This window comes from Streptomyces sp. NBC_01546 (assembly GCF_045208355.1).
Classification (GTDB): domain Bacteria; phylum Actinomycetota; class Actinomycetes; order Streptomycetales; family Streptomycetaceae; genus Streptomyces.
The window spans coordinates 8,485,939-8,512,486 of the sequence record NZ_CP109379.1 but is presented as its reverse complement, the minus strand read 5'-3'; the positions used below and the strand labels follow the sequence as shown (position 1 = coordinate 8,512,486).

General features: G+C 69.0%; 25 protein-coding genes and 2 pseudogenes. 13 read left to right on the top strand and 14 right to left on the bottom strand.

Annotated elements, in window-relative coordinates; all coding sequences use genetic code 11:
- Nucleotides 1-289: 289 nt before the first annotated feature.
- The 4 genes from OHA89_RS39110 to OHA89_RS39095 all read right to left on the bottom strand — a co-directional run bounded on the left by OHA89_RS39110 (nucleotide 290) and on the right by OHA89_RS39095 (nucleotide 2,560).
- Nucleotides 290-619 carry a hypothetical protein gene (locus tag OHA89_RS39110; protein ID WP_406368337.1) on the bottom strand — a complete coding sequence of 110 codons (330 nt, stop codon included), beginning with the start codon at nucleotides 617-619 and terminating at the stop codon, nucleotides 290-292.
- Between the two features lie 469 nt (nucleotides 620-1,088).
- Nucleotides 1,089-1,682, bottom strand: a complete 594-nt coding sequence (locus OHA89_RS39105) for a hypothetical protein (protein ID WP_266941377.1) — start codon at nucleotides 1,680-1,682, stop codon at nucleotides 1,089-1,091.
- A 165-nt stretch (nucleotides 1,683-1,847) separates the two neighbouring features.
- Nucleotides 1,848-1,970, bottom strand: coding sequence for a hypothetical protein (locus OHA89_RS39100; protein ID WP_406368335.1), 123 nt, complete (start codon nucleotides 1,968-1,970; stop codon nucleotides 1,848-1,850).
- Nucleotides 1,961-2,560: a hypothetical protein gene (locus OHA89_RS39095; RefSeq protein WP_406368333.1), complete on the bottom strand. Its 600-nt coding sequence runs from the start codon at nucleotides 2,558-2,560 to the stop codon at nucleotides 1,961-1,963. Before OHA89_RS39095 ends, OHA89_RS39100 begins: the two co-directional genes overlap by 10 nt.
- Before the next feature lie 494 nt (nucleotides 2,561-3,054).
- Here OHA89_RS39095 and OHA89_RS39090 point away from each other — a divergent pair, with 494 nt between their 5' ends.
- On the top strand, nucleotides 3,055-3,510 hold the full coding sequence (locus tag OHA89_RS39090) for a hypothetical protein (RefSeq protein ID WP_406368331.1): 456 nt from the start codon (nucleotides 3,055-3,057) through the stop codon (nucleotides 3,508-3,510).
- 114 nt (nucleotides 3,511-3,624) lie between these two features.
- Here OHA89_RS39090 and OHA89_RS39085 read toward each other — a convergent pair whose 3' ends face one another.
- Together OHA89_RS39085 and OHA89_RS39080 are read right to left on the bottom strand one after the other, a co-directional pair.
- Nucleotides 3,625-4,242: a site-specific integrase gene (locus tag OHA89_RS39085; RefSeq protein ID WP_406368329.1), complete on the bottom strand. Its 618-nt coding sequence runs from the start codon at nucleotides 4,240-4,242 to the stop codon at nucleotides 3,625-3,627.
- A gap of 118 nt (nucleotides 4,243-4,360) precedes the next feature.
- Nucleotides 4,361-4,975 (bottom strand): hypothetical protein, encoded by a 615-nt coding sequence (locus OHA89_RS39080; RefSeq protein WP_406368327.1) that lies wholly within the window; start codon nucleotides 4,973-4,975, stop codon nucleotides 4,361-4,363.
- A 434-nt stretch (nucleotides 4,976-5,409) separates the two neighbouring features.
- Here OHA89_RS39080 and OHA89_RS39075 point away from each other — a divergent pair, with 434 nt between their 5' ends.
- The 5 genes and pseudogenes from OHA89_RS39075 to OHA89_RS39055 all read left to right on the top strand — a co-directional run bounded on the left by OHA89_RS39075 (nucleotide 5,410) and on the right by OHA89_RS39055 (nucleotide 11,334).
- Nucleotides 5,410-6,681, top strand: a complete 1,272-nt coding sequence (locus OHA89_RS39075; protein ID WP_406368325.1) for an APC family permease — start codon at nucleotides 5,410-5,412, stop codon at nucleotides 6,679-6,681.
- Between the two features lie 145 nt (nucleotides 6,682-6,826).
- Nucleotides 6,827-8,053 carry an NAD(P)/FAD-dependent oxidoreductase gene (locus tag OHA89_RS39070; protein ID WP_266616845.1) on the top strand — a complete coding sequence of 409 codons (1,227 nt, stop codon included), beginning with the start codon at nucleotides 6,827-6,829 and terminating at the stop codon, nucleotides 8,051-8,053.
- An 18-nt stretch (nucleotides 8,054-8,071) separates the two neighbouring features.
- On the top strand, nucleotides 8,072-9,025 hold the full coding sequence (locus OHA89_RS39065; protein ID WP_257559144.1) for a sigma-70 family RNA polymerase sigma factor: 954 nt from the start codon (nucleotides 8,072-8,074) through the stop codon (nucleotides 9,023-9,025).
- 445 nt (nucleotides 9,026-9,470) lie between these two features.
- Nucleotides 9,471-10,402 (top strand): annotated as a pseudogene (locus OHA89_RS39060) (IS5 family transposase).
- A gap of 230 nt (nucleotides 10,403-10,632) precedes the next feature.
- Nucleotides 10,633-11,334 carry a hypothetical protein gene (locus OHA89_RS39055; protein WP_406368322.1) on the top strand — a complete coding sequence of 234 codons (702 nt, stop codon included), beginning with the start codon at nucleotides 10,633-10,635 and terminating at the stop codon, nucleotides 11,332-11,334.
- A gap of 73 nt (nucleotides 11,335-11,407) precedes the next feature.
- Here the strand turns inward: OHA89_RS39055 and OHA89_RS39050 are convergent, their stop codons facing one another.
- The 6 genes and pseudogenes from OHA89_RS39050 to OHA89_RS39025 all read right to left on the bottom strand — a co-directional run bounded on the left by OHA89_RS39050 (nucleotide 11,408) and on the right by OHA89_RS39025 (nucleotide 15,429).
- Complete coding sequence (locus OHA89_RS39050) at nucleotides 11,408-11,884, bottom strand: hypothetical protein (RefSeq protein ID WP_406368320.1); 477 nt, start codon at nucleotides 11,882-11,884, stop codon at nucleotides 11,408-11,410.
- 584 nt (nucleotides 11,885-12,468) lie between these two features.
- Nucleotides 12,469-12,873 (bottom strand): hypothetical protein, encoded by a 405-nt coding sequence (locus tag OHA89_RS39045; RefSeq protein WP_406368318.1) that lies wholly within the window; start codon nucleotides 12,871-12,873, stop codon nucleotides 12,469-12,471.
- Nucleotides 12,870-13,801: pseudogene (locus OHA89_RS39040) on the bottom strand (IS5 family transposase). Before OHA89_RS39040 ends, OHA89_RS39045 begins: the two are co-directional and overlap by 4 nt.
- 88 nt (nucleotides 13,802-13,889) lie before the next feature.
- Nucleotides 13,890-14,426: a transposase gene (locus tag OHA89_RS39035; RefSeq protein WP_406364904.1), complete on the bottom strand. Its 537-nt coding sequence runs from the start codon at nucleotides 14,424-14,426 to the stop codon at nucleotides 13,890-13,892.
- Nucleotides 14,423-14,962, bottom strand: a complete 540-nt coding sequence (locus tag OHA89_RS39030) for a winged helix-turn-helix domain-containing protein (RefSeq protein ID WP_406364905.1) — start codon at nucleotides 14,960-14,962, stop codon at nucleotides 14,423-14,425. The genes OHA89_RS39035 and OHA89_RS39030 overlap by 4 nt, the downstream gene beginning before the upstream one ends.
- Before the next feature lie 95 nt (nucleotides 14,963-15,057).
- On the bottom strand, nucleotides 15,058-15,429 hold the full coding sequence (locus OHA89_RS39025) for a hypothetical protein (protein ID WP_406368316.1): 372 nt from the start codon (nucleotides 15,427-15,429) through the stop codon (nucleotides 15,058-15,060).
- 261 nt (nucleotides 15,430-15,690) lie between these two features.
- Here OHA89_RS39025 and OHA89_RS39020 point away from each other — a divergent pair, with 261 nt between their 5' ends.
- Both OHA89_RS39020 and OHA89_RS39015 read left to right on the top strand, forming a co-directional pair.
- Nucleotides 15,691-16,161 carry a S8 family serine peptidase gene (locus tag OHA89_RS39020; protein ID WP_406368314.1) on the top strand — a complete coding sequence of 157 codons (471 nt, stop codon included), beginning with the start codon at nucleotides 15,691-15,693 and terminating at the stop codon, nucleotides 16,159-16,161.
- The gene (locus tag OHA89_RS39015) at nucleotides 16,151-16,465 is read left to right on the top strand and encodes a hypothetical protein (RefSeq protein WP_406368312.1); all 315 of its coding nucleotides are present in this window, start codon (nucleotides 16,151-16,153) and stop codon (nucleotides 16,463-16,465) included. The genes OHA89_RS39020 and OHA89_RS39015 overlap by 11 nt, the downstream gene beginning before the upstream one ends.
- A gap of 156 nt (nucleotides 16,466-16,621) precedes the next feature.
- Here the strand turns inward: OHA89_RS39015 and OHA89_RS39010 are convergent, their stop codons facing one another.
- Together OHA89_RS39010 and OHA89_RS39005 are read right to left on the bottom strand one after the other, a co-directional pair.
- Nucleotides 16,622-17,074: a hypothetical protein gene (locus tag OHA89_RS39010; RefSeq protein WP_406368310.1), complete on the bottom strand. Its 453-nt coding sequence runs from the start codon at nucleotides 17,072-17,074 to the stop codon at nucleotides 16,622-16,624.
- Nucleotides 17,075-17,266: 192 nt separating this feature from the next.
- Nucleotides 17,267-18,499 carry a hypothetical protein gene (locus OHA89_RS39005; protein WP_406368308.1) on the bottom strand — a complete coding sequence of 411 codons (1,233 nt, stop codon included), beginning with the start codon at nucleotides 18,497-18,499 and terminating at the stop codon, nucleotides 17,267-17,269.
- Between the two features lie 240 nt (nucleotides 18,500-18,739).
- On the opposite strand from OHA89_RS39005, the gene OHA89_RS39000 reads away from it, so the two are divergent.
- The 5 genes from OHA89_RS39000 to OHA89_RS38980 all read left to right on the top strand — a co-directional run bounded on the left by OHA89_RS39000 (nucleotide 18,740) and on the right by OHA89_RS38980 (nucleotide 26,482).
- Nucleotides 18,740-19,525 carry a hypothetical protein gene (locus OHA89_RS39000; RefSeq protein ID WP_406368306.1) on the top strand — a complete coding sequence of 262 codons (786 nt, stop codon included), beginning with the start codon at nucleotides 18,740-18,742 and terminating at the stop codon, nucleotides 19,523-19,525.
- A gap of 143 nt (nucleotides 19,526-19,668) precedes the next feature.
- The gene (locus OHA89_RS38995; RefSeq protein ID WP_406368304.1) at nucleotides 19,669-20,085 is read left to right on the top strand and encodes a hypothetical protein; all 417 of its coding nucleotides are present in this window, start codon (nucleotides 19,669-19,671) and stop codon (nucleotides 20,083-20,085) included.
- 786 nt (nucleotides 20,086-20,871) lie between these two features.
- Entirely contained in the window at nucleotides 20,872-21,522 is a 651-nt protein-coding gene (locus tag OHA89_RS38990; protein WP_406368302.1) for a hypothetical protein, read from the top strand.
- Entirely contained in the window at nucleotides 21,522-26,114 is a 4,593-nt protein-coding gene (locus tag OHA89_RS38985; RefSeq protein ID WP_406368300.1) for a putative T7SS-secreted protein, read from the top strand. Before OHA89_RS38990 ends, OHA89_RS38985 begins: the two co-directional genes overlap by 1 nt.
- Nucleotides 26,111-26,482, top strand: a complete 372-nt coding sequence (locus OHA89_RS38980; RefSeq protein ID WP_406368298.1) for a hypothetical protein — start codon at nucleotides 26,111-26,113, stop codon at nucleotides 26,480-26,482. The genes OHA89_RS38985 and OHA89_RS38980 overlap by 4 nt, the downstream gene beginning before the upstream one ends.
- Nucleotides 26,483-26,548 lie beyond the last annotated feature (66 nt).

Below are 26,548 nucleotides of genomic sequence, written 5' to 3'. Positions count from 1 at the left end.
GTTGAGCGCTGCGCGCTCAGGAACCGCCTGCTGCGCTCGGCGGCGGACTGCTCGCGATCCTAGGCCGGCCCTTCGGCCGGTGTCCTGCGCTTCGCTCTGACTGGTTCGGTTCCGCTTCGCTCCACCCCGAACGGCCTGCTCCGCAGGCTAGGGTGACCCCGTTTCACGGGGTCCGAGCCTTCGGCCCGTTGGGCGGGTCCGCTCCGCTCCCCCACCCCGGTCCTTCCGGCTCCGCCTCCAGGACCCGGGGCCCGCTAACGCGGGCCCCGCCAGCAGCAACAAAACCGGTTCAGATACGCGATACGTTGCCGGAGTAGATCCAGCCGTCCTTCACCCCATAGGTCTTGTCCACCCAGTACCAGAGGTTGCCCTTGGAGTTCTTGCACCACTGGGTGAAATGGAGCCTGTCTGCGCGGTGGACGGTGTCGACGACTCGGCCGGTCTCGTAGTAGGCAGTCCGAACCGGAGCCGAAGTGGCGGTGACATAGAGGTCCCCGCCAGTCGTCTGGCACGTGATCGCGGCGGCAGAGGCAGGGGAAGCCGCGAAGGCGGTCCCCGAGAGGGTCAGCCCGATCCCCAAAGCCAAGGCGGAGAGACGTCGTGCGACGCTGGCGCGCATAGTGCTCCTTCAAGTTCCGCGTGAACAAGTAGTCACCTAAACGATCTCAACATGACGTACACGGGTCAAACCTCGCCGCCATGCAGCCAACACCTCCCGCTCAAAAGAGAGCTCTGACGGCGTACCCGCAGCACGCATGGGCCAGCATCTGCATCATTTCTCACCATAGATAGATACTGGGATCCAGGGCATCCTCCGGATCCGCTCAGCCAACCTGCACTGTCGAGAATCACTTGCTACACCGCGCTCCGCTGTCCAATGCAACTCATCCCAGTGACACCAACTTCAACGCATCGAACTGTCCCCCACCAACCACGCACACAGCCCTGCCCAGCAGAAACCAGGCTCAGCCTCCCAGGACAGCCCCTGCAGCCCAACATGGACAATCACGAGCGGTGTCGCAGTCACGTGAACGTCTCCCTCGATGGTCCGGACCCCGGCCCCGGGCCGGGGAGGCGGCGGCAGCGGGCTACTTCACGTAGATCTCGTCGAGGGTGTCGATGACCCCTTCCGCGTTCAGGTGGTAGCGGAAGGGGAGGCCCTTGTCCGGGTGGGTGTCCAGCCAGGAGGTCAGCTCGCTGGTGGAGATGGGCTTGCCCATCACCTCCGAGGGGAGGATCGGCGCCGTCGCGGTGATCTTGGCTTTCTCCGAGATCGGGATGTACGTCCACGCGCCCGACGGTTCGAAGCGCCCGGGGCAGCCGTACGTGCCGTGCTGGACGATGAGGTTGGTCATGCCGCCCTCGGGCGTGTAGCGGTGCACGGCGATCGTGTCGGGCGAGACCGGCATCCTGTGGTCGGCGCCGCAGGCCGGCGCGGAGGGCGGGGCCGGGGCGGGGGGATTCTTCCCCGCCGGGGTGGCGGTCGCCGAGGGCTTGGGCGCCGCGCCGGTCTTCGAGGGGGCCGGCACGGCGGTCGTGGCGGTGGGCGACGCCGGTGCGGCCGCACTGGGCTTCGCGTCCGGTGCGGCGGCCTGGTCGTCGCCGTTCTGACAGGCGCTCAGCGCCAGCATCCCGCACACCGCGAGGACGGCCATGGCCGCCTGCCCCCGTACCGCTCTCATGGTCTTCTCCCTCTGCGAGTTCCGCCGTCGCGCAGACCGTAGCCCCCGGGATCCGGCCGGGGCGATGGCCGGATGTGATTCGTCACCGGGCCGGGATCGGCTTGTTGCGGAGTACTGACCTCCGGCCCCGCGCGGCGGACGTCCGTGCCCGCTCGGCGGTCGCCGTCAGGGGGCCAGGCGGCCGGCGAGGGCCTGGAACTCGGGCCAGGCCACCTGCGGCGGGCGGGCCGCGGCGAACCGCCCGCCGGCCTCCGTTCCGACCATCACCGCCGCCGCGTTCAGCTCCACCTCCGCGGTCTCTCGGCCATCTCCCGGGCGCCCTCGGGGTCCTGGTCGCACAGGATCCGCCAGACGGCATGGGCGTTGCGGGCCGCTCGCGCTGTCTCCAGCTCGGGGCGGGCACGGGCGGCCTGCCGCCGGATCGCTGTGGTGAGCAGCAGCTCGACCGTGCCGCGGGGGTCGGCGCGCTGGATCAGGGTCAGCCATGCGCGGGCGCTCAGGACGGTGATGGTGTCCGGGTGGCTCGGCCCGTACTCCGCTTCGAGCTGTGCCTCCAGGCGGTGCGCGAGGACGACCGCGGTGGGGAGGTCCCCAGCCGCGTGCGTGGCCCACAGCGCCGTCCACGCGGCCCGGTGGTCCTCGGGAACGAGCGTGGCGGGCGGGCCGGAGACGCCGGGGCCGGCTCGATGGTTGGGGTTGCCGCGGGGCGCGGCAGGGTCGGCGGGGCCGCGGGCGGGTCGGGGTGGGTGGCGGCGTCGTGAACGCTGCCGTCCGGGAAGACGATCATGTTCCAGGGTGGGGAAGTCCGGTTCGACCGCGCGGGCGCGTAACGGCACCCCGGCCACAGACCAGCCGGGCGTCGACTTCGACGTCCGCAATTCCTACCTCACCCTGCAGTACCCCCGGCCAAGGAAGCCTCCGCTGAACTCGCAGCCCAGGACGGCAAGGGCGAGCTGACCGTGGCCGTAGGCGGCGGCACCTTCATGGACGCGCCGATCCCCTACAAGATCGACGGCACGCCCGCCTGACAGCGGGCCCACCGCACCGAATCCTCCCCGGCAAGCCGCCTGCTCAGACATCGGCCCTGGCGCCACCCCCCAACGGGTGGCGCCAGGGCCGGCCGATACCCGGGCGGCAGGTGCCCAACCCTCACTGGCTGGTGACCTCGCCAATGCGGAGAGCGAGGCGGGGCTTGCGCTGCTCGACCACGGAACGTCGGGCCGACCGCTGCGCCGGAGAGTTTGACCCTCTGACGGAAGGAGTTCAGGGCGCGATCATCTCGCCTTCTTATGTGATGTGAAATATCACATCGCATAAGGCGGGTTGATGGCCCGTCACGCACCGACGAAAACACCAAGGAGAGCACGTCCCCATGAACCGCTTAGCCCTTCTCGCGGTCGGCGTTGCCGGCCTGACCGTTCTGGCCGCCGACCCTGCCGCCGCGACCCCCGAGGCCGCCGCCGACCAGACCGTGACCACCTGCGGGAACTCGGGCCTCCAGGCAGGCCTGCTCACCCGGCTGTGCGCGGAGGTCACCGGTAACGCGGTGCAGTTCTACGGCAGGGTCAGCCTCGCCGGGCCGCCCTCTCCCGGCAGCCCGACGCCGGCCACAAAGGAGCTGTCCACCACGCTGTCCGCCGAGGTCGTGGGCGCCGGCGCCCCGCCCCTCACACAGGACAAGCCTGTCGTCTTCACCACCACGACGCTCGAGGTGCGCGGCCCGGCGGGCACCGTCCCCTGTGGCACCACGGTCCGCGGCACGTTCGGCGTGGCCTCCTTCCCCTGGACACCCCAGCCGGTCGTGCACGAGGTCACCCTCACCTGCTGACGCCCCGCCACCCGGCGACTCGCCCAAGCGGGTCGCCGACGCGGCCTCCACCCACGCTGCCGCCACGCACCCGCCCCAGGCCCGCTCCACACGGCAACCTGCCCCGCCCGGCTCTCACCTGGGCTGCCACCTCTCAGCCCGGTCGCGGTCACTTCCCATCGCCGCGAACAGTTCGTCCCACGCCAGGTCAGACATTGCGCGCGGCGCCGGACGGGGGGACTTCTGGCGCAGTCGGCCACGGCGGGCCGGGGACCGCGGGGTGTCCGGTGTGCGGTGCCGGTTCACCATCGCTTCGCGCCGTGACTCCGGCACAGGGTTGAGAACAGGACCCTCCCCGAGATGAGCGTGGAACTCGTAGAAGCCGCGGACCGCGGCCAGCGTCAGGTTGATACTGGAGGCTCCGTAGCGGTCAGGCAGGTACCGCTTGCCGGTCTTCAGGTTGACCGAGCCCGCCGGGGCCGAGTCCGGGCGCCGGGCGCGCTGGGGGTTCTTGGCCGCACGCATCCAGCCCACCATCGCCACGACGTCGCCCTCGGTGGCACGCTGCCAGTCCACTTCGATGGTCCACAACACCCTGAACCAGGTCAGGAGGGCGTAGCAGTACGCCCGGCAGGTGTTCGGGCTGGCGTCGCCCACCATCAGGTCCGTGGTCCAATCCGAGACGGGGACGACCGGCTCGTCGCCCCCGTCGAGGAGGAGGTACGGCACCACCGGCTGACCGGTCCGCACCACACGACCCACCAGAGCAGGGCCTACTCGTCCAGACAACAGCTGACTGCGATCGACTGCCACGGTGAGAGCCTTCCCCTCGGAAACCACACCGGATGCTCGTCGAGTTGGTGCAGTCAACTCACCAGGCTCTCGATCCGGGGAGGTAGCGCTGGTTCATTCCCTTCACCAAGATCCCCTCCACTCCGGAGACGTCGGTCCACGTCTCCAGCCACTCCCTCGCCTTGGCGAGGTCGGTGGTCATCGGGCACAGCGTCCACGGCGGGCTGAGCTGGTGGGTGTCGAAGAGGTCCTCGAGGATGCGCCGGCGCTCACGGTAGGGCCGGGTGAGGAGTTCGGTGCCGTCCTGCTGGAGGACGTCGAAGGCGATGAAGAAGGCCGGGGTCTTCGCGGCCAGTGCGGCGGCGGTGCGGCCGCGGGCGGCGGCCCGGCGCTGGAGCGCTTCGAAGGACAGGCGTCCGGCTGCGGTGCCCCAGACGACGAGTTCGCCGTCGAGGACGAGGCCGTCGGGCAGCTGCTCGGCGGCTGCGACCAGGTCGGGGAAGCGGTCCTGGACCAGGGAGCCACGACGGGTCTGGAGCAGCACCCGGCCGCCGGGGCCAGCGGGGGTAAAGAGGATGGTGCGGTGACCGTCGAACTTCTGCTCCAGGGCCAGGCCGCCCGCCAGAACACCGGGACCGGGGACGGACTCGGCGGCCTGGGCGAGCATCGGCTCGGAGGGAGGGGTCAGAACCACTCGGGGTTGGCCTCCTTCACCGCCACTCCGAGCCTGGCCCCCCAGCGTCACCGGCCGGGCGCGGCCCGGCGCGCCCGATGCGGCCAGAAGGCCCCGCAACGTCAGGCTCCGGGTGGGCCGGCTTCTGCTGTGACGCCAGGAGCCGGGCGCGGCACTCCTGGCAGAGCGGATTCTCTGGGGCTCGACTTGTGGCATGAGGTGCGAGCGATCGGCTCAGTGCAGCTCAGCATCGGTGTGACCCACCGTAACGAGTGCAGCAGGTGTGGCGCCATCGCCGGTCTGAGTGAACGCGGTCTCCGCGGCGGCACCAGCACAGCGCCCAGGATGATCTCCCTCGGATGACTGCTCGCCTACCTCTGCGCCAACCCCGTCTCGACACCTTGTTCCTATACGGTGCGCCGGTACATCTGGCGAATTGTGGTGGGGAGCGAGTGATGGGTGCGGTGTCGGGGCCTGCGGGTACGGGCGAGTTGAAGCGGCACCTGAGTGTGTTCGACGCCGTGGTGATCGGCCTGGGGTCGATGATCGGGGCGGGGATCTTCGCGGCCCTGGCTCCGGCGGCCGGTGCGGCCCGGTCGGGGCTGCTGCTCGGCCTGGCGCTGGCAGCGGTGGTGGCGTACTGCAACGCGATGTCCTCGGCGCGCCTGGCCGCCCGCTACCCGGCCTCCGGAGGTACGTACGTCTACGGGCGGGAGCGGCTGGGCGAGTTCTGGGGCTACCTCGCCGGCTGGGCGTTCGTGGTCGGCAAGACCGCATCCTGCGCGGCCATGGCTCTGACCGTCGGCTCCTACGTATGGCCGGGCCAGGCGCACGCCGCCGCGGTGGCGGCCGTGGTGGCGTTGACCGCCGTCAACTACGCCGGGGTGCAGAAGTCCGCCTGGCTGACCCGCGTGATCGTCGCCGTGGTCCTGGCCGTGCTGTCCGCAGTGGTGGTCGCGGCCGTGACCTCCGGCGACGCGGACATCGCCCGGCTCGGCATCGGTGACGACGTGACCTTCGGAGGGGTGCTCCAAGCAGCGGGCCTGCTGTTCTTCGCCTTCGCCGGATACGCCCGCATCGCCACGCTCGGAGAGGAAGTCCGCGACCCGGCCCGCACCATCCCGCGGGCCATCCCGATCGCTCTCGGCATCGCACTGGTCGTCTACGCGGCAGTCGCCGTCGCCGTCCTGCTCGTGCTCGGCCCGCAGGGACTCGCCGACGCCACGGCTCCGCTGTCGGATGCCGCGCGCGCCGCAGGCGCGGACTGGCTGGCGCCGGCCGTACGAGTCGGTGCCGCGGTGGCCGCGCTCGGCTCGCTGCTCGCCCTGATCCTCGGGGTCTCGCGCACGACCCTGGCGATGGCCCGCGACCACAACCTCCCGCATGCCCTGGCCTCCGTCCATCCGAAATTCCAGGTGCCACACCGGGCCGAACTCGTGGTCGGCGCTGTCGTGGCCGTGCTCGCGGCGACCACCGACGTGCGCGGGGCGATCGGGTTCTCCTCCTTCGGGGTGCTCGCCTACTACGCCATCGCCAACGCCTCCGCCTGGACGCTCTCCCCGGACGAGGGCCGACCGGCGCGGATCATCCCGGTCGTCGGGCTGGCCGGTTGCCTCGTCCTCGCCTTCGCCCTGCCGGTCTCTTCAGTGATCGCAGGCGCGGCGGTTCTGTCGGCCGGCGCCGCTGCCTACGCGGTGCGTCGCGCGGTGACCGCACGTAGGGCCTGACCAGCACACCGGCCGCCATCACAGGGCGACACCGACACCTTTACCGATCTGTGACCCACGTCACATGTGCTTCCTGTCAGGAATCGGGGCGCTGTCCCGCTCAAGTCACCGAGAGCCCAGCGGAGCGAACCGACAGGAGCATCACATGAAGCACCGCATCGTCGTCCTCGGCGCCGGCTATGCCGGGACCTACGTGGCCGGGAACCTGGCCCGCCGGCTGTCCCCGGCGGACACCGAGATCACCGTGGTCAACGCCGTGCCGGACTTTGTCGAGCGGCTGCGGCTCCACCAGGTCGCCGCCGGCCAGGAGATCGAAACCCAGAAGCTCGCCGACATTTTCGCGGACACGGGGATACGGCTGCACCTGGCCCGCGTCACCGCCGTCGACCCCGAGCGCCAGGTCGTCATTGTGGCTGGCGCCAACGGCGGTGACGAACTCGGCTACAACACGCTTCTCTACGCGCTCGGCAGCCACGGCGACGACCGGAGCGTCCCAGGTGTGGCTGAGCACGCCTTCGACGTCGCCGCCCGGCCCTCGGCGCTGCGCCTGCGCGAGCGCCTGGACAGCCTGCGGGAAGGCGGGAACGTGCTGGTCGTCGGCGACGGGCTGACCGGCATCGAGACCGCCACCGAGATCGCCGAATCCCGGCCCGGCCTGTCGGTGACGCTGGTCGCCCGCGGTGAGCTCGGCGCCCAGCTCTCCGCCGCAGCCCGCGGCCACCTGGGCCGGGCCTGCGACCGGCTGGGCATCACCGTCATGGAACACACCAGCGTCGAAGCCGTCGAAGCGACACGAGTCCTGTGCGCCGACGGCACCGCCGTAGCGTCCGACGCAACCGTGTGGACGGCCGGGTTCGCGGTCAACCCGATTGCCGCCGCTGCCGGCTTGGAGGTCACCGAGAACGGCCGGATCGTCGTCGACCGCACCATGCGCTCGCTCTCGCACCCGAACGTCTACGCCGCCGGCGACAGCGTCTACGCCATCGGCGACAACGGCCGGCCGCTGCCGATGTCCTGCGCCACGGCCGGCTACACCGGCAGGCAGGCCATGAAGGCCATCGTGGGGCGCCTGACCGGCAGCAAGATCGGACACGTCAAGCTGGACTACCTGGGCAACCACATCAGCCTCGGGCGGCAGGACGGGATCCTGCAGATGGTCGACCACGAAGCACACGCAAGGCCGAAGTACATGGGCGGCCGGAAGGCCGCACGGATCAAGGCGGGCATCCTCAAGCTGTCGATGTGGACCAACTCGCACCCGACCTTCTGCGTGCCCAAGCGCAAGCGCCACCTGGCCGCCGCGCCGGACGCGTCCGCCGCGAAGGCGCTCCCGTACGCGCAGGACGCCCCCGCCGACAAGGCGGTCGCGTAGCCGCCTAGGGTGATCCACATGGGCAGCACCGTAAGTGATCGCTTCGACACCAGTCGGTTCGAGGCCAGCCGGAACAGGCTGGCCTCGCTCGCGTACCGTCTGCTCGGCTCTGCCTCCGACGCCGAGGACGCCGTTCAGGACGCGTTCCTGCGCTGGCAAGCCGCCGATCGGCAGCAGATCGAGGTCCCGGAAGCGTGGCTGACCAAGGTCGTCACCAACCTGTGCCTCGACCGGCTCCGCTCGGCACAGGTGCGCCACGAGCGAGCGGTCGGCGCTTGGCTGCCCGAACCGCTCCTGGAGGGCGACCCGATGCTCGGCCCGGCCGACACCATTGAGCAGCGGGAATCGGTTTCCCTGGCCGTGCTGACCCTGATGGAACGCCTCTCGCCGGTCGAGCGAGCCGTCTACGTCCTGCGCGAGGCATTCTCGTACAGCCACGCCGAGATGGCCCAGATCCTCGACATCACCGAGTCCGCGAGCCAACAGCATGTCCACCGAGCCCGGACCCGGATTGCCGCCGAGCGCCGCCGAGGCGGCGAGGTCGACCCTGCGTCCGCGCGCCGGGTCGTCGAGGAGTTCCTTGTCGCGGCCGCGTCGGGGCGCACCGAACGGCTGGTGGCGCTGCTCACCGACGATGTGATGGCACTCTCGGACGGCAACGGGCTGGCCAAACGGCTGTTGCGGTACACGACGCCCGAACAGGTTGCCTCCCACGTGCGGGCCGGCTTCAAGCCGACGCCTGCGAAGCGGCGGCTGGCAGGCGGCTCCCCCACGTTCCATTTCGCGCTGGTCAACGGCTCCCCGGCCGTCCTCGCCGTGATCGACCACCGGGTCGTGGGCGCCGTGGCGTTCGAAGTCCATGACGGGAAGGTCGCGTCCCTGCGCGGCATCGCCGCAGCGGGCAGGCTCGCGCGCCTCAACGAGGCTTGGCGGCAGCACGAACCCGACGCTCCGGTCATTGCCGCATGGTGACCGGATCGGCCGACCAGGTCTCCGGTCTCCCGCCGGGCCTGGGCCAGCTGCGCGGACAGCCGGCGGTACATCGGCGGCGTGTGCGGCAGCACGCCCTCAGCTGCGAGTCGGTACATGACCTGCCTCAAGGTCACCTTGAGTGGCGCGTACCCGTCCACGATCTGCCGGGCCCGTTCCACGACGAGGGGCCACCGGATCCGTTCACGAGCCATACCGGCACATGTACCCCTCCGCGCGGCCGCCGGCCCCCGGGATACAGATAGACCTCTCCCCTCGGCTATCGCGAGGTAAGAGGTGTCGTTTTCCGAAGGGGGCTTGCCCATGGCCTCTGACCTGTACGAATGGAAGATCACCAGCTTCGGGGGGTCACACCTGCGGTCCCCCGCCTAGGCCCTGTTTCTCGGATCTCCTGACGTGAGTGGGGTGTTGGGGTGAGGCTGTCTGCATGGGTCGTGGAGATCTGACCAATGCGGAGTGGGATCGACTGGAGTCGTTCTTACCTCCTGGTGGTGCCCGCGGGGGCCGGTGGAGTGATCACCGCCGGGTGATCAACGGAGTGCTCTACCGGGTCCGGACGGGCGTTCAGTGGCGGGATCTGCCGGATCGGTTCGGGCCGTGGGAGACCGTCTACAAACGCCATCGCCGCTGGTCAGCGGATGGAACGTGGACGATGCTGCTGTCTCGGATCCAGGCGGCCGAGGACGCCGCGGGCCGGATCGACTGGGACGTTTCGGTGGACTCGACAGCAGTGCGGGCCCACCAGCACGCCGGCGGCGCGAGGAAGACGCCGGCGGCCGTGGTCCCTCAAAGGGGGAACGCTGGGGGGACGAACCAGGTCGATCCGGTGTTGCGGAAACTGGCGGTCCGGCTCGAGGAAGTGGTCAGATCGGCGAGTGCCTGGGACGCTCCCGCGGCGGATTCACCACCAAGATCCACCTCGCCGCCGACGGACGATGCCGGCCCCTCGCCGTCGTCCTGACACCCGGCCACTATGGTGACGGCCCCCAGTTCGAGCGGGTACTGGAACTGGTCTCCGTGCCCCGTATCGGAGTCGGCCGGCCCCGCACCCGGCCCGACCATGTCCTGGCGGACAAGGCCTACACATCCCGGAAGAACCGTCGCTACCTGCGACGACGCGGAATCCGGCACACCATCCCCGAACGCCGCGACCAGCAAAGACACCGCAGGAACCGCGGCTCCCGAGGCGGCCGCCCCACCGGGTTCGACAGCGAGCGCTACAAGAAACGCAACACCGTCGAACGAGCCATCAACCGCCTCAAGGGCTTCCGTGCCGTCGCCACCCGCTACGAGAAACGCGCCTACATCTACCTGGGCACCGTCACCCTCGCAGCCCTCATCATCTGGCTCCGCACATGATCCGAGAAACAGCCCCTAGTGCACCCCTGCAGGCAACTGTCCAGCCCCCTTCCGGTGCAACCTTCCTGCGGGTCGGGGGTGCGGCCGCCGGCCACCCGTTCCGGGGAGGCTTGCCCAGGTGCGCTGAACGGGTGGAGGCCGGGCCTGTGGCGTGCCTGAGCCGCCGGGGAGCGGTTGTGGGTTCAGCGGACCGATCGGCCCGTGCACGGATCACGTCTGCGAGGCAGAGCATGGGACGACACAAGCTGCACAAGCCGCGCGCGCCGCGCGGTGAGGGCGGGCAGCCGACGGAGTGGTTCGGCACCGCGTTCCACTCCGTCCTGGGGAGGCTGCACCTGGACGTCCGCCGGTCCGGCAACGGCATCCTGATCACCTCCTCCCCTGCCGAGATCGACGGGGCCCCGGCGTCGTGGCAGCTGCGCCTGCGCAACGACGACGGCCGGGGCCTGAACGAGACGGGCGCCGTCCTGAAGGCCGGGCGCGGGCACGTCTACAGCGTGAGCGACGAGCCCGGCGCCAAGACCGTCCTGGCGTTCCTCCCGAGCCACCCCGACGAAGGCGTCGGCACACTGGCCCGGGTCCGCACCAGCGAAGGCCCGGACGGTGACGTGGTCTTCGAGCGTTCCGCGGAGCGGCCGATGGGGCTGTGGGCCGAGGCCGGGGAGAACCTCCTGCGGATCGTGCCGCAGCTCGGCCCGGACGCGCCACCGGCGGACGGAGTCGACGACTGCCTGCCGTGCCCCGGCTGCTACCGGCCCGTCTATGAGAGCTCGTCCTCGCACACCCTCATCGGTGCCGGGCCAATGCCGGTGATCGGGCTGTGCAGGCTGTGCGCCGGCTGCAGCACGCTCCGCTCGCTGCGCCAGGCCGACGTCCCCGTCGACCCGCAGCAGCGCGCCGCCCTGGAGACCGCGGCCGCCGCGATGGCGTAGCCCGGCCGCCGCCCCTGGGCAAGCCGCCCTCCCAGGTGGCTTGCCCAGGGTCGCCTTGGGCTTGCCCAGTCGTTCAGGCTTGCCCGGCCGGCTCCCACAACGGGCGGGCAAGCCCGGTGCCGTCGCAGTGGAAGCACCGGCCGCCCCCGGGCGTGCTGCGGGCCGCGATGGTGCCGACGGCGTGGCGCAGGAGCCTGGTGAGGCCGTCGACGTGGGCCGGGTGCAGGGCGAGTTCGTGGCGCTTGCCGACCAGGACCTCCAGTGCGACCCCGGGCCCTGCGTAGCCCAGTTCACTGGTGACGCCGTGGGTGACCGTGCGGATGAGGTCGTGGAGGTGGCCCATCGTCTCCATCCCGGACAGCTCCACCCGTGCGGTGAAGAGGAGGTCGTCCTGCTCGGTGAGGGAGAGCAGCGCCTCCGGTAGCTCGAACGGGACGAGGCGGCCGACCGGGTCGCGGTGGGCGGCGTGGAGGCGCGCCAGGGCGAGCCACATGTCGCCCGGATCGCTCTGCCCGAGCCCGGCCGGGTTCTCCTGCTTGTTTCGTCTCATGACTCCGGTGTACGGCCAGCGGGGTGATGTCGGTCGGCTCCGGGCCGCCGCGTCCCAGACGGTGACGCCACGACCTCGGGAGCCATCCCGCCCAGCGGTCCGGACGCTGGGCAAACCCTTCGTACGCCGGGGCTTGCCCACCGGGACGTGTGACCGGTCGGCAGGAGAGCGTGACCGATCCGTCTTCCGCGATCGGTCAAACAGCACGTCAGCGCCGTGACCAACCCGTGCAACTCCCGCCCGAGCCGGTGACCGGCCACCGGTCACCGGTGACCTGTGACAGCGAAGCTGGACCGGCAGGGGCTTGAGCTGCGCGATCCCGGAGTCCGGCTCGCCGGAGGTCCGCTCTTTGCCGGCAGGTGCCCGAGCACCACTGGCGGGCGCGGGACGGCTCGAGGTGGGCCGTGGAGGTTCCGCATGCCGCACATTCCCGCTGGTCACAGCCTCTGGTGAACTCCTGCTCGAAGGAGTGGTCCGAGCACCAGGGGTTCGGCCTGAGGGGCTGGAAGGGGCAACGGCAGGTCAGCCAGGACGAACAGGCGCACCCAGAAGATCTGCACCCGACTAGGTTCACGTCGAGAGCGTCAGCACTTCTCCTTCCGTGCCTGCTGGATCAGCGGCTCGGCCTCGTCCAGCGTGAAGGTGACCTGCCAGGTCTCGGCCGCCCGGTGCAGGGTGTCGGCGAACTCCTGGTAGCCGTGGTCCTGTTGAGCCGCGTCGGCGGCGCGGTTGGTCGCCGTGTTCAAGTACTGCTCGGCGGTCTGGTAGTAGGGGTCGGTCAGATTTGACGGCCGGGGGCGGACGAGTTGGTCGGTCAGCTGCTGCAGGGAGGCGCAGGCGGACTTGGCAAACTCGCGCGCCGCCACCGTGGCCTTGGAGGGCGTCGAGCTGCAGGCCGCCAGGGAGAGCGTGGACGCCAACAGCAGGGGCAGGGGCAGTGACAGGCGAAGTATCAGCTGACGTCGACTAGGGGCTGTTTCTCGGATCATGTGCGGAGCCAGATGATGAGGGCTGCGAGGGTGACGGTGCCCAGGTAGATGTAGGCGCGTTTCTCGTAGCGGGTGGCGACGGCACGGAAGCCCTTGAGGCGGTTGATGGCTCGTTCGACGGTGTTGCGTTTCTTGTAGCGCTCGCTGTCGAACCCGGTGGGGCGGCCGCCTCGGGAGCCGCGGTTCCTGCGGTGTCTTTGCTGGTCGCGGCGTTCGGGGATGGTGTGCCGGATTCCGCGTCGTCGCAGGTAGCGACGGTTCTTCCGGGATGTGTAGGCCTTGTCCGCCAGGACATGGTCGGGCCGGGTGCGGGGCCGGCCGACTCCGATACGGGGCACGGAGACCAGTTCCAGTACCCGCTCGAACTGGGGGCCGTCACCATAGTGGCCGGGTGTCAGGACGACGGCGAGGGGCCGGCATCGTCCGTCGGCGGCGAGGTGGATCTTGGTGGTGAATCCGCCGCGGGAGCGTCCCAGGCACTCGCCGATCTGACCACTTCCTCGAGCCGGACCGCCAGTTTCCGCAACACCGGATCGACCTGGTTCGTCCCCCCAGCGTTCCCCCTTTGAGGGACCACGGCCGCCGGCGTCTTCCTCGCGCCGCCGGCGTGCTGGTGGGCCCGCACTGCTGTCGAGTCCACCGAAACGTCCCAGTCGATCCGGCCCGCGGCGTCCTCGGCCGCCTGGATCCGAGACAGCAGCATCGTCCACGTTCCATCCGCTGACCAGCGGCGATGGCGTTTGTAGACGGTCTCCCACGGCCCGAACCGATCCGGCAGATCCCGCCACTGAACGCCCGTCCAGACCCGGTAGAGCACTCCGTTGATCACCCGGCGGTGATCACTCCACCGGCCCCCGCGGGCACCACCAGGAGGTAAGAACGACTCCAGTCGATCCCACTCCGCATTGGTCAGATCTCCACGACCCATGCAGACAGCCTCACCCCAACACCCCACTCACGTCAGGAGATCCGAGAAACAGGGCCTAGTCATGGGTCAATCCTAGTTACTGAGGTTTTCAGGGTGGGGTCGGTGGGTCGATGGCCAGATGTGTGGCCGTGAGGCAGCCGTCGACCAAGTGGGGTCGGAGTTGGATTCTGTGTAACTCGCGGCGGAGTGTGCGGTCGAGGTCGTCGGGTGTGGCGAAGGCGGTGTTGGCCATCGCTCTGCGCACGAGTGACCAGACGGCCTCGACGGGGTTCAGGTCGGGTGCATAGGGCGGGAGCCGGACGGTGGTGAGCCAGTCGTGCTCGGCCTCGTAATGTTTCAGCCCCGCGGCCAGGTGGGTGTTGAGATTGTCCCAGACCACCACGATCGGGCCGCCGAGCTGGATGTGAGCCCGCACCAGCAGGCCGCGGTAGTCCTTCCAGGAGAAGCTCTTGCGCGCACCCTTGAGCAGGAGATGAGTGCGGGGCCGGTGGATGAGACGGCTGTGTTCACCGGGTTTGCAGCAGCACAGCGCGGCGACCGAGGTCCGGCGGCGGGACCTGCCGCGCACACGGATGACAGGGGTCTGTCCGCGCCGGCCCCAGGTGCGGGCACGGGGCGGAGTCATCGAGAAGCCGGCTTCGTCCTCGAAGACGATCCAGGCACCGGACGCCGCCGCGAGGCTTTTACCCCCGGCCAGACCTCCTTCTTCCACAGCTCCACCGCGTGCTCGTCACGCTCGAGGGCTCTGCGGGCGGGCGTCTGCCAGGACCAGCCGTGCCGTTTCAGCAGCCGCCACACCGTCGCCACTGACAGGCTCACCCGAAGATGCCGACGGATCAGGGTCTGGACCCGGGCCAGGGTCCAGCGTTCGTCTTCGAAGCCGTGTGCCGACGGCCCCTTGCCGAGTTCCTCCTCGAGCACGGCGAACTGTTCATCGGTGACGGTCGGGGCGTTCGCCGGACCCGTCGAGCGCAAGGCATCCATGCCGCGCTCGCGCCAGGCACGGCGCCAGCGTTCCACGGACCGCACACTCACCCGCAGGTCCTTCGCGATGACCGCTGTCTTCTCACCCGCCGCGAACCGCACGCCGGCCTGAAGCCGGATCTCCTCACGAAACGCCCGACGCTCAGCGGTCAGGCCCCCGCCCTCTGGATACCTCACCTCACCGGCATACCGCAGGGATCATGAACCGTCACTACCCGACGACGACCCGAAAACCTCAGTATCTGGTCGGCGAGGTGACCTGAACGAGCTGGCTAGACCCATCCCTCGTCGAGGTGGATCGTCCAGGTATCTCTCACTGCCTTGTTCAGTTCGACCAAAACCGCGACCTCCGCGATGACTGTCGGTGCGTCGGACAACCGCAACGGGGAGTCCGGGACGCCGTTCCGGGTGTAGGTCGGCAACTCGCCGTTGCAGCTGAAAGCGTGGAGCGGCAAGGGATCAGGGTTGAAGAATGCGGGGCGGTGTTCCTCCGCCCACGCGGCTGCGGCGCCGACGCGGTCCACATGCGCCAGCAGGTGCTCGGGGGCGGGCCCGCCGCTGAACTGCACGAGGAAGCCCTCGGTGTCGACTGCCCACCAGTCCCAGGTGAATCCAGGCCGGGGGTGCCGCAGGATCGTCGCCATGCCGCCACCGTACCTAGGCCCGTGCAGTGGCCGGTCCTGAACCGTACCGCCGCTGAGGGACAGGCTGTCGGCGTCGGCGGCCTGCCGATACCCCGCCCACTCTGAATCCCCAGGGCTGCGCTGCTGTGAGGCTGGTGCTGGAGTTAACGGAAGGTCAGGCGCTGCTGTGGATGGACAGTGTGATGGGGTGGGTTCGCGCGAGATTGCAGCGCATGGACACAAAGGGGCGAAAATGCAGGGCCATATACGTCGGCATGGGTCGTGGCGGAGAGCGGCGGCGTCATCGTCGCAGCGTTGGCGGTCAGCGCAGGCACGGTAATGCCGGCGGCCGCCGATACCGACCCGCGGGGCTACCTCAAGATCATGAAAGCCCAGGAGATGTGGAAGGTTGCAGACGGCACCGGCATCACGGTGGCCGTCATCGACAGTGGCGTCAAACTTGTCCCAGGCTTGAGGAGCGAGTCCGTCCTTCCAGGCGTGTCATTCATGGAACCACCGCTCGAGCACCCGGATCAGCAGTACCCGCCGCACGAGGATTTCGTCGGGCACGGGACCACCATGACCGCAGCGATCGTCGGCGACGGCTCGGCAGGCGGCCCGCAGGGCCTCGCTCCCGGCGCCAAGGTCATGCCCATGGTGTCTGGAGTCCGGGCCCCAGGCCAGCACCCAAGCCGGTACCCGGCACTTCGTCAGTACGCTGATCTTGTTAGCGTCCTTTGCCGTGACGACTGACGATTTCCGCCGTGATCTCACTGCCATCTGCAAGGCTGCGAACAGCGGCTACCAACTGCAAGTGGTTCGCGAGGGCAGCCGCGAGCCCCTCGCCGAGAAGGACCTCTCGCACTGGCCTGACTGGCCGACATTCCCGGCCGACGCAGCCCACGCGGCTGGGTGCGAGCTCGTCATGCTCGGCTACATGATCTGGCCCGACACGGCCACCTCCGACTCGCTGATCGGATGGCGCCCTCTACAGGGCCAGCAGGCATGGTCAGCGAAGGTCGGCACCTTCGCCCAAGTGCAGGCCGCCGGTATCTGACGGCGGCCGGCTGCGACGCCGTCGGGCCGCAGACGGGGCGTGGTACCCGACTGAGCACGCATCTGGCCAGGCGGGCCAACTACGGCGCTCGGTCACACCCGTTATGACTTAGCGCTGTAGTTGGCCAGGCTGGCCAAACAGGTACTGAGCCACGAGTCAGTGAAACCAGACGACAAGGCGTACGTTCTCAGCTCCGTGGACTTCGCTGAGGATGCGCATGACGCTCCAAACCCGGCCCCAGTCGGTGTCGATACCTGCGGCTGAGGCACGGGTTCGTGTGCCTGAGGCGTCGGTCTCCTGCCAGTCCGTGGTGTCCAGCTCGGCCCAGGTCAGCCAGGTGGTCCCGTGCACATCGTGGGGGCCGCCGTAGCCGGCGAACTCACCTCGCAGCCCATCCGAGGCATCGTCCGGGAAGCCACGGCCTTCCGCCAGGGGACGAAAGCCGAAGGAGTTTCGGATTCCGAAGAGGCAGGCCAGGCCGTCGTAGGCGTTGCCCCTGTTGAGGAGGAAGAGATCGATGCCGACCTCCCATACGGAGTCCTCGTCGTCGGGGCCCCATAGGCGGGCCCCCGGCCGGCATTCGATCATTCCGCTGACGTCGGTCGACATGGAGAGATCCTGCCTGCGCAGGCCAGGAACCAGCATCTCCTTTTCCCGCGCATGCGCACGCGGACCGGTTTCGAGACTCCGGCTCAGCCGGATCGGTAGACGTCATAGGGACGTCTCCTGCGTGGTTCCGGCCACCTACAACGCTCAGCGGCAACTACATGCTCAGCCTCCGTCGGCGTCACGCAGGCATTTTCAGCTCAGCAGAGGATTGCCCTGGAGGTTCGCTTCCCCGCACGGCCAGGGGCCTTCGGCCAGGGGGCCCAGCGGTGTACGGAAAACCAGGACCTCGTTGTCCAGGGAGACGACGACGCTGCCTTCACTCAGCAGTAGCGCACGACCGATGACGGCTCGGCTGTCGTCCATGGCGAACAGTTCGTGGCCGGCGAGGTCCGTGTCCACGGCGAGTAGCTTGCCGTCTCGCCAGAACACCGCGGTTCCCTCGCAGTCCATCGCGGGGTAGGACATGTAGTAGCCCGTCAGCGCCGGCCCGTCCACGAGGCTGTTGTCCTGTGCGAGCCGCCGGAAGCGTGATCTCGAAGGCAGGCGATTTTCGAGCTCGGGGCCGCTGGCGCTGCCGTCCCTGTCGACGAGCATCGCCCCGTGGCTGGCCCAGCGCGCGGTTTCGGCGCCGTCCCGGCCGAAACGGCCGGTCGTGAACGCGCCATAGCCCTGGGATCCGATCAGGAACTGGCCAGGGCCAGCTATCGCCTTTCGGCCCGTGGGAGCGGCAGAGGTGGCCGACACAGTCTCGCCGCTGTCCAGGTCGAGGAAGAACGTCCTCCCGATGCCGCCCCGTGTGTCGGTGAAGCTGGCTGCAATCCGGTCGGCTGATACGAGCAGTGGCTCCCAGTGGTCTACACCGATCTCCTCTGGAACCCAAGATCTACGCGGCCGGATCTCCCATCCGGTCCGGTCTCCCATCTCCACCAAACCCGGGAACGACACCGCACCGAGCACGATCGGCGTGGACCAAAGACACTCGCCCTCTCGCGTGTACCGGGACACGCGAGGCTCCGGTACGGACGTGGGCCGGCTTCGTTCCCCACGGACCAGGCGGGAGGCACTGACCCAGGAAATGACGAACCCGTCGTCGAGGAGGACGAACGCCCCGATCTCCTCATCGGGTCGGCACTCCGGGCGGGCTGTGGGCCCAGGGGATCCGTCCGGCAGAACACCTTCCAGGAGCCGGCCGTCGCGATCTGGGTAGGCGACCCACAGCGTGCCGTCCGCAGACAGACGGGATTGCGGCCTGCCCGTCCCCGGGTAGGTCTGCTGCCACGCCACCTTGCCTGAAAGATCGACCCTCGTGATCACGGTCACCAGGGGATTCGCACCGTAGCCGGTCACGGTCAACGGCCCGAAAGGATCGTCCGTGGCCACGGAACGGACCTGGCCCGGCAGGGTGAAACGCGATGAGAGGGTCATACGCCGCATCTTGCCCCACGCCTCCGTCCACAGCGGTTGGGCCCTCTGCAGCGCCGTCTCGGCCAACTGGAACGCTCCGGAGCCAACTTCGATCCGCGGGTGGCACGGTGAGGGTGTGGCTGGTGGTCGGACCCGTTGAGCCGGGCACTCGGGCGGTTGGCCGAGGTGCTGAATGCTGGCGTGCCGGGGCTGTCGAAATCGTGATCCACACCTTTTTCGATCGCACGTACGATGCTCGACATGATCGCCCTGTCCGTGGACACAACCTCGCAAAGCTACGCCGCCGGCCAGGTCGTCGGAGTCCTCGCCGTCGCCCTCATCGCCATCGTGGCGCTCTGGAAACTGACCAGCTCCTGGCGCGCTCCCTCGACCCCGCCCGGCGGCGACCCCGCCGCGACCGCTCGTGTGGAGAGCAAGCGCCGTGTGCTCGTCATCGGTGTGACCGTGCTGATAGCCGCTGCCGCAGGGGTGAAGGCCACGATCTCGTACAACCCGGAACCCCGGGCCTCCGAGACGACGGCGACCGGGCCGGTTTCCGAGGGCCGGGGCTCGGCGGCGGACGCACCGCGCACCATCGCCCTTCCGGACAGTTTCGCGGACTTCCGGCTGTTGACGGGTGCGGCCGCGGAGCGGACCGAGGCTGAGGTGATGGCGGGTCGCAAGCTGCCCGAAGGGGCGAAGGTCGGCTACTACGACAAGGGTGGGGACGAGAACCTCGAGCTTTTCGTCGTTGTCCGCAGCGCGGAGTGGGATCCCAAGGTGTACGACGAGAAGGCGACCGAGTCGATCTCGCAGGAGTTCCGCAACTTCTTCGCCGCTGCGAAAGCCCACGACGTGACCCGCTTCGACGCGGGGCCGTACGGCGGGGGCCTCAGCTGCGGCCTCGCGACGGGGCTGGACGGCGACCAGTCCGTGTGTGCCTGGAGCGACGCCACCACCTTCGGCGCAGTACGGCTGGTCCGAGAGACCCGCCTCCCCAACGCCGCGCAGACCACCCTCACACTCCGCAACGCCGCCACCCGCTGACCGAACACCGACCCGTCCTGGTCGGCCTTGCGCACGCCCGCACGCGGCCCTGGGGTTGTACAGGTCCTGGGTACCTTGTTCGACAGCGGGCCGAACCGGACCCAGACGAACCATTGGACAGAGCGGACGAAGGTGAACTGACCATGGGCCGAAAGATCCTCTTCGGTGCCCTGGCCTCGACCGCCATCGCAGCCCTCGCCGGCGTCCTCTACGTGTGGAGCGGCAGCCCGGGCCTCAGCACAGGAAGCGTCTCCGCGCAGAAGCTGGCAGGGTCGTGGAAGGCGAAGGGCGGCGCCGAGATCGAATTCAGTGAGGATGGGGCGTTCTGCAGCCACTCCTTCCCCATCGGCGACGGTCGGCGGACCGACTCCTGCGGCACCTGGGAGCTCGGAGATTCCGGCACCGCTGCCGACCAGGCGATCGACCTCCACTTCAACCAGCCGAAAAGGACCCTGACTTCGCTGCTCCGGGTATCCGGCGGGCAGGCGAGCGGTGGCCTCTACTTCACTGAGGACATCGACGATCCCGGAAATTCTGTGCAGTTCCACCGCAGTGCCTGACCGATCACGCCCTTGGCAGCCTTGGCGTAGCCGGCACGCCAGGCCGGGTCGGCCATCTGGAACCCGGAGGGCAGCCGCAGCTCGACGGCGCACCGTGCGCCAGCCTCAGGGCGCCGTGTCCGAGCCTCGCGACGTCAGGACCGACTGTTTGCCGTGTCTGTGAGGGCGGCGGCGAACTGGTCGTGGGTCATGGTGGAGCGGCCGGGAACGCGCGCGGCCGCGGCCTTCTTGTAGAGCTCGGCCTTCGTCAGCGACTGAAGCGACCCGGCCTTGCAGGTGACGCGCTTCTTCGCCGCGGACTTCTTCTGCGGACTTGTTGAGCGACGCTGAAGATGAGCATGAGGGCGACGTGCCGGTTGTCGATGGGATGGGATGAAAAGACCCCGGCGGCCGGACACGGGCGGCGATCCGCTCGAGCACGTCGACGGCGCGCAGGGCGGCCAACGGCGCGGCCTCGGCCGTGTCGGTCAGCTGCTCGGTGATCTCGCCCCGGAGAACGACCGTGCCCCGGTGGCGAGTCGGCGCATGGGGCACCCCTTTGTTCCCGCCAGCGGCAGAGAGTCGCCTGCCTTGCGTCGCGGCCATGGCTGCCGTTAGCGCAATAGACGACCCAGGAACAGGTCTGTGCAGCGGATCCCGCCTCCGGGGTGCCACTCCATCGCGGCGCTCCGTCAGCCGGTCCGCCGCCCACCCAGTGGTCCGCTGACCTGGCCGAACGTCGACGCTCGGTGCCGGAGCTGTCGGTCTACTCGTGTAGCGTCTTCGGGAACCTTGGGGGTGGGGATCATGAGTGGTGGCAGCGCAGACCTGGAGATGGATCCGGTCGCGGTGGGGAATATCCAGGACGGTCTGCGGTCCGCGGTCGGGGAGTTGCGTGAGTTCGCGATGGACACCTCGGCCGTGGCGGGTGGTGGTATGAGCCAGCTGGCGCTGACGGGCATGGAGGCCGGTCATCCGGCAGTCGCTGCGGCGTTGGAGGGCTTCTGCGAGCGCTGGGATCTGAGCGTGAGCAGTCTCTTCGTCGTCACCAGCGGGCTCGCCGAGCGCCTGGGTATTGGGGCTGGCTCGGTGTGGGAGGAGGACCAGTACCGCAGGGGCACTTTCAAGGTGCTGGTCAACGCCGGTATTGGCAACCCCTACGCGTCGGAGGACGAGGTCGAGAAGAAGTCCATGGACGCGATCCTCTCCGATCACGCGTTCAAGCGGGAGACGCCGGAGCAGGCGCGTCAGGCCAGGGAGGACTTCGACCGTACGTGGGCGGACACCAAGCAGGGCATCCTCAACGAGGGGCTTGTCGGCGGCCTGTTGGAGGACGTAGCCGAAGCGCAGGGCATGGACCGCGAGACCCTCGACCGCGTCCGCAACCCGCAGGGCGCGGACCCGCAGGGTGGCGATCAGGACAGTGATCAGCGCGGGGATCAGGGGGGCCGTTCCTGATGAGCGGCGGCAACTGGCTGGAGAAGGGCGCAGCCTTCACGGGCGACGCGGTCGAGTGGCTCGGCGACAAGACGGCCGACACGTTGGAGGATGTCGGCTGGCAGGGGGGCGCCAACGCCGTCCGCAACACGGCTAACTCCGCGGCGAACCGCCTCGGAGCCGAGGTCACCGAGGTCGAGCTCGGCCAGAGCGACGATCCCAAGCAGCTCGTCCACGGCAGCGCCAGCAGCCTGCGGACGACCGCCGGGCACCTGCGTGACTTCCACGCTGCCTTCACCCGCACCGGGGATGGCCTGAAGAAGCTGGGCACGGACGGCATCAAGGGTGCGACGGCCGACGCCTTTCGGGACTCCGTCCAGGAGAAGGCGCCCCGCTGGTTCGCGGCCGCGGCCGCCTTCGAGACGGCGGCCGACGCGGTCGGCCGCTTCGCCGACACGGTGACGTGGGCGCAGGGGCAGGCGAAAGAGGCAATCGACGAGTACAAGACCGCCGTCAAACTGTCGGAAAACGCTCACGCCGCCTACAACACCTGGGTCAAGGACTACGAATCGGCTGTCAAAGCTCAGCAGGACCCGCTGCCGGCCCGCCCCGTGGGTTTCACCGACCCGGGCGCGGACGGCATCAAGGCCGCCCAACAGAAGCTGGCCGAGGCGCGGCGCCAGCGCGACGACGTAGCCCACTCGGTGGCACAGGCGTTGGAGAAGGCCCGTGACGCGGCGCCGAAGGTGTCAGCCGCCGACGCCGCGCTGGTGGAGATCGTCCGCAAGGGCGCGGAGGCCGAACACTTCCTCGGCGGAATCGCCAAGGGTACGGCCGGCCTGGTCAATTTCGGCCGCGGGCTCAGCCCCCAGGACCCGTACAACATCACCCATCCGACGGTGGCCCAGATGGGCCTCAACAGCATGGGAGCCGGCCTCCTCACCTCGGCCAACGACCCGGTCGCCGCGGCCAAGGCTATGGCCGACAGCGCGATGCAGGACCCCTTCGAGTTCGGCGGCAAGCTCGTCCCGGAAGCCGTCGGCCCTAAAGGGGGTGGCCTGCTGGCCGGCGCTGGCCGCAGAGCCGCCACAGCTGCCAAACAACTCGACGACCTGGACGGCAACAAGCCGGGCGGCAGCCGCGGGGATCACGAACAGAACCCCGACAGCAACGGCAAACGGTGCAGCGAGACGGTGTGCAAGAAGGACCCGATCGACATCGCGACCGGCCGCATGCTGCTGCCCACGACCGACATCGCCCTGCCCGGCGCACTTCCACTCGTCTTCCGGCGCACCTTCGACTCCGCCCGCCGCTCCGGGCGCTGGTTCGGGCCGACGTGGTCGTCCACGGTGGACCAGCGACTGGAGATCGATTCCGCGGGCGTGATCTTCAGCTGTGACGAGGGCAGTCTCCTCGCCTACCCCCACCCGGCCCCTGGGGCTCCGGTCATGCCCACGCACGGCCGACAGTGGCCACTGGACCGGGTCCCGGGCGGTTACACCATCACCGATCCCGACACCGGCAGGGTCTGGCACTTCACCGACCACAGCGACGACTTCGCGCTCCTGGCCCAGATCGACGACCGCAACGGCCGCTCGATCACCTTCGAGCACGACGAGGCGGGTGCCCCGACGGCGATCGTCCACCACGCTGGCTACCACCTGAAACTCACCACGACCGAAGGCCGGGTGACGGCCCTCCACCTCAAGGGGGCTGCGACGGACGGATCCGACCAGGAGATCCTGCGCTACAGCTACACCGACGGCCATCTCACCTCAGTCACCAACTCCTCCGGCCGCCCCCTGAGCTTCAACTGCGACGAACACGGCCGCATCACCTCGTGGACCGACACCAACGGAAGCCGCTTCGACTACGTCTACGACGATCAGGACCGCTGCACCTACCAGTCAGGCACGAACGGACACCTCGAGTCCACGTTCACCTGGGACGACGTCGATCCCGCAACCGGGCTCCGCATAACCACCGTCACCAGCGGTCTGGGGCACACCGAGCGTCACCTGATCAACGACCGATCACAGGTAGTCGCCGAGATCGACCCCCTGGGCGCGGTCACCCACTTCGAGTACGACCGCTACAACCAACTGCTGTCACGTACCGATCCGCTGGGCCACGTCAGCCGCTTCGCCTACGGCGAGCACGGCCGTATGACGGTGATGGAGCGTCCGGACGGACGGCAGGCGCGGGCCGAGTACGACCACAATGGGATGCCGATACGCATCGTCGGCACCGACGGGAACGTCACGCGCCAGACCTTCGACGAGCGCGGCAACCGCACTTCGGTGACCGACCCCACGGGCGCGACGACAGAGTTCGCGTACGACGCGGCCGGCTGGCTCACCTCGGTGACGGACCCGCTCGGCGCCACCACCCGGCTCATCCTGGACCGCCGGGGTCTTCCCGTCGAGGTCACCGATCCGTTGGGTGCCACGACCCGCTATGAACACGATGCCTTCGGCCGCACGGTCCGCGTCATCGACCCTCTCGGCGGGGAGACGCGAATGGAGTGGACGGTCGAGGGCCTGCCCTCCCGGCGCACCGCACCCGACGGCACCGTGGAGTCATGGACGTACGACGGTGAGGGCAACTGCCTCAGCCACACCGACTCTATGGGAGGCACGACCCACTTCGCGTACACGGACTTCGACCTCCTGACGGCCCGCACAGGCCCGGACGGAGTCCGCCACGAGTTCTCCCACGACACCAACCTGCGGATGACGCGCGTGACCAACCCCCAGGGCCTGACCTGGGACTACGCCTACGACGCGGCAGGCCAACTGGTCACGGAGACCGACTTCGACGGCCGGGCGCTGAGCTACGACTACGACCCTTCGGGCCGTCTGACCTCCCGGGCGAACGGCCTGGGCCAGCGCATCGACTTCACGCACAACGCGCTCGGCCAGGTGATCCGCAAAGAGGTCGAAGGCAACGGGGCCACGACCTTCGAATACGACATTTTCGACGAACTCGCGGTGGCCACCGGCCCGGACGCCGAACTGGAACGCCTGAAGGACCGCTACGGCCGCCTGCAGTCCGAGACGGTCAACGGCCGGACGCTGACGTACAGGTATGACGAGCTGGGCCGCCGGGTGGGGAGGACGACGCCTGGAGGTGCGATCAGCGAATGGTCGTATGACGCTGCGGGCCGCAGGACGAAGCTCACCACGTCCGGGCGCGACATCTCCTTCTCCTTCGACGCCCTGGGCCGTGAGGTGGGGCGCACCGTATCGGACTTCGTGGCGCTGACGTCGTCTTTCGACGAGATGAACCGGCTGAAGGCCCAGACCATCACCTCCGGGGGCCGCAGCCTCCAGCACCGTGCCTACACCTACGGCGCGGGCGGCGGCCTCCTCGGCATCAGCGACGCACTCTCCGGTGCCCGCGGCTTCGACGTGGACTCGGCCGGCCGCGTCACAGCCGTCCACGCGCACCGATGGACCGAGCGGTATGCGTACGACGACGCCGGAAACCAGACGGAAGCCTCGTGGCCAGCGAACCACCCGTCGCACTCCGCGACGGGTGCGCGCACCTACGAGGGCACTCGGATCGCCAGCGCGGGTGCCGTCCGCTACGAACACGACGGCCAGGGTCGGATCGTCCTGCGCCAGAGGACCCGGCTGTCCCGGAAGCCCGACACCTGGCGCTACGAGTGGGACGCGGAGGACCGTCTCACCGCGGTGACGACACCGGACGGCACGGTCTGGCGGTACACGTACGACCCCCTGGGCCGACGAATATCCAAGCAGTCTCCTTTCGAAACGGTCTACTTCACCTGGGACGGCACGACCCTCTGCGAGCAGACGACCGCGACCGTCGTCCTGACCTGGGACCACGCGGGCCTGCGCCCCCTGTCCCAGACGGAACGCCGCACGGACACGGACGACGAACGCTTCTTCGCCATCGTCACCGACCTGATCGGCACCCCGACGGAACTCGTAGATGAGTCGGGCGAGCTGGCCTGGCGAACCCGCACCACCCTCTGGGGCACGACGATCTGGAACCGCGATGCCACGGCATACACCCCGCTCCGCTTCCCAGGCCAGCACTTCGACCCCGAATCGGGCCTCCACTACAACTACTTCCGCTACTACGACCCCGAATCGGCCCGCTACCTCAGCCAGGACCCCCTCGGCCTCGGCCCGGCTGACAACCCGGTCACGTACGTCCACAACCCTCACACGTGGAGCGACCCGCTCGGGCTCAGTCCCTGTCCGCCCCGGATCGAGGGTGGAGGCTGGGACCTCCGTGGAGATACAGACCCGCTGAGCGTCATCCCCAAGGACGCCGTGCTGGAGCCGTGGAGGGCGATCCCGGGTGGTGTCGAGCACGGCATCAAGTGGAGCTGGAAGGACGAATCCACAGGGCTGACGGTGCGTATGCGCGTCCACGGGCCCGACCTCGGCCCACACGCTGGCCCCAACGCCAGCAGTGGCCCTATCTACCGCATCCAGATCGGGAATCAATTCCAGGACGAGGCGGGTCGGCTCTACCATAGGCAAATCGGAAACCCGAGAAGTGAGAACTTTAATGAGGCGGCGGTCAACGATACGCACATTCCGTGGCCCAGCCACCTTCCGGTACCATATCCGCATTGATCTGGAAAGCAGGAAATATGGAAAGTGAGTATTACGTCGACTTCGTCCGGGACCTTCTGGGTCTCGACGAAGCCGTGCGCACGGAAGCGAGTAATCGCGTTCAGGACTTCGTGAACTTGCTATCCGGCACCCAAGCCAGAGTGGTAGGGGACCTGATCGCCATGCTGGCCCCGCGCGAAGAGTCCCGGGTGGCCCTGGAGGCCCTACTGCACGCGCTGAGCGATCTCGACGGATGCGGGAAGCTCGAAGGTGTCGATCTATCACCACTGGGAGAAATCCCGGAATCCATGATCCACGTGGAACACCGCGTGTACATGGATGCATTCGCCGAGCGCATCGCGGAGGCGAGTAACAGCACCTCAGAGTGAGCGTGCACACGCGCTCACCTGAAGGCCGCAGTCGAGTCCGGGGAGACCATCCATTGCAGGCCACCC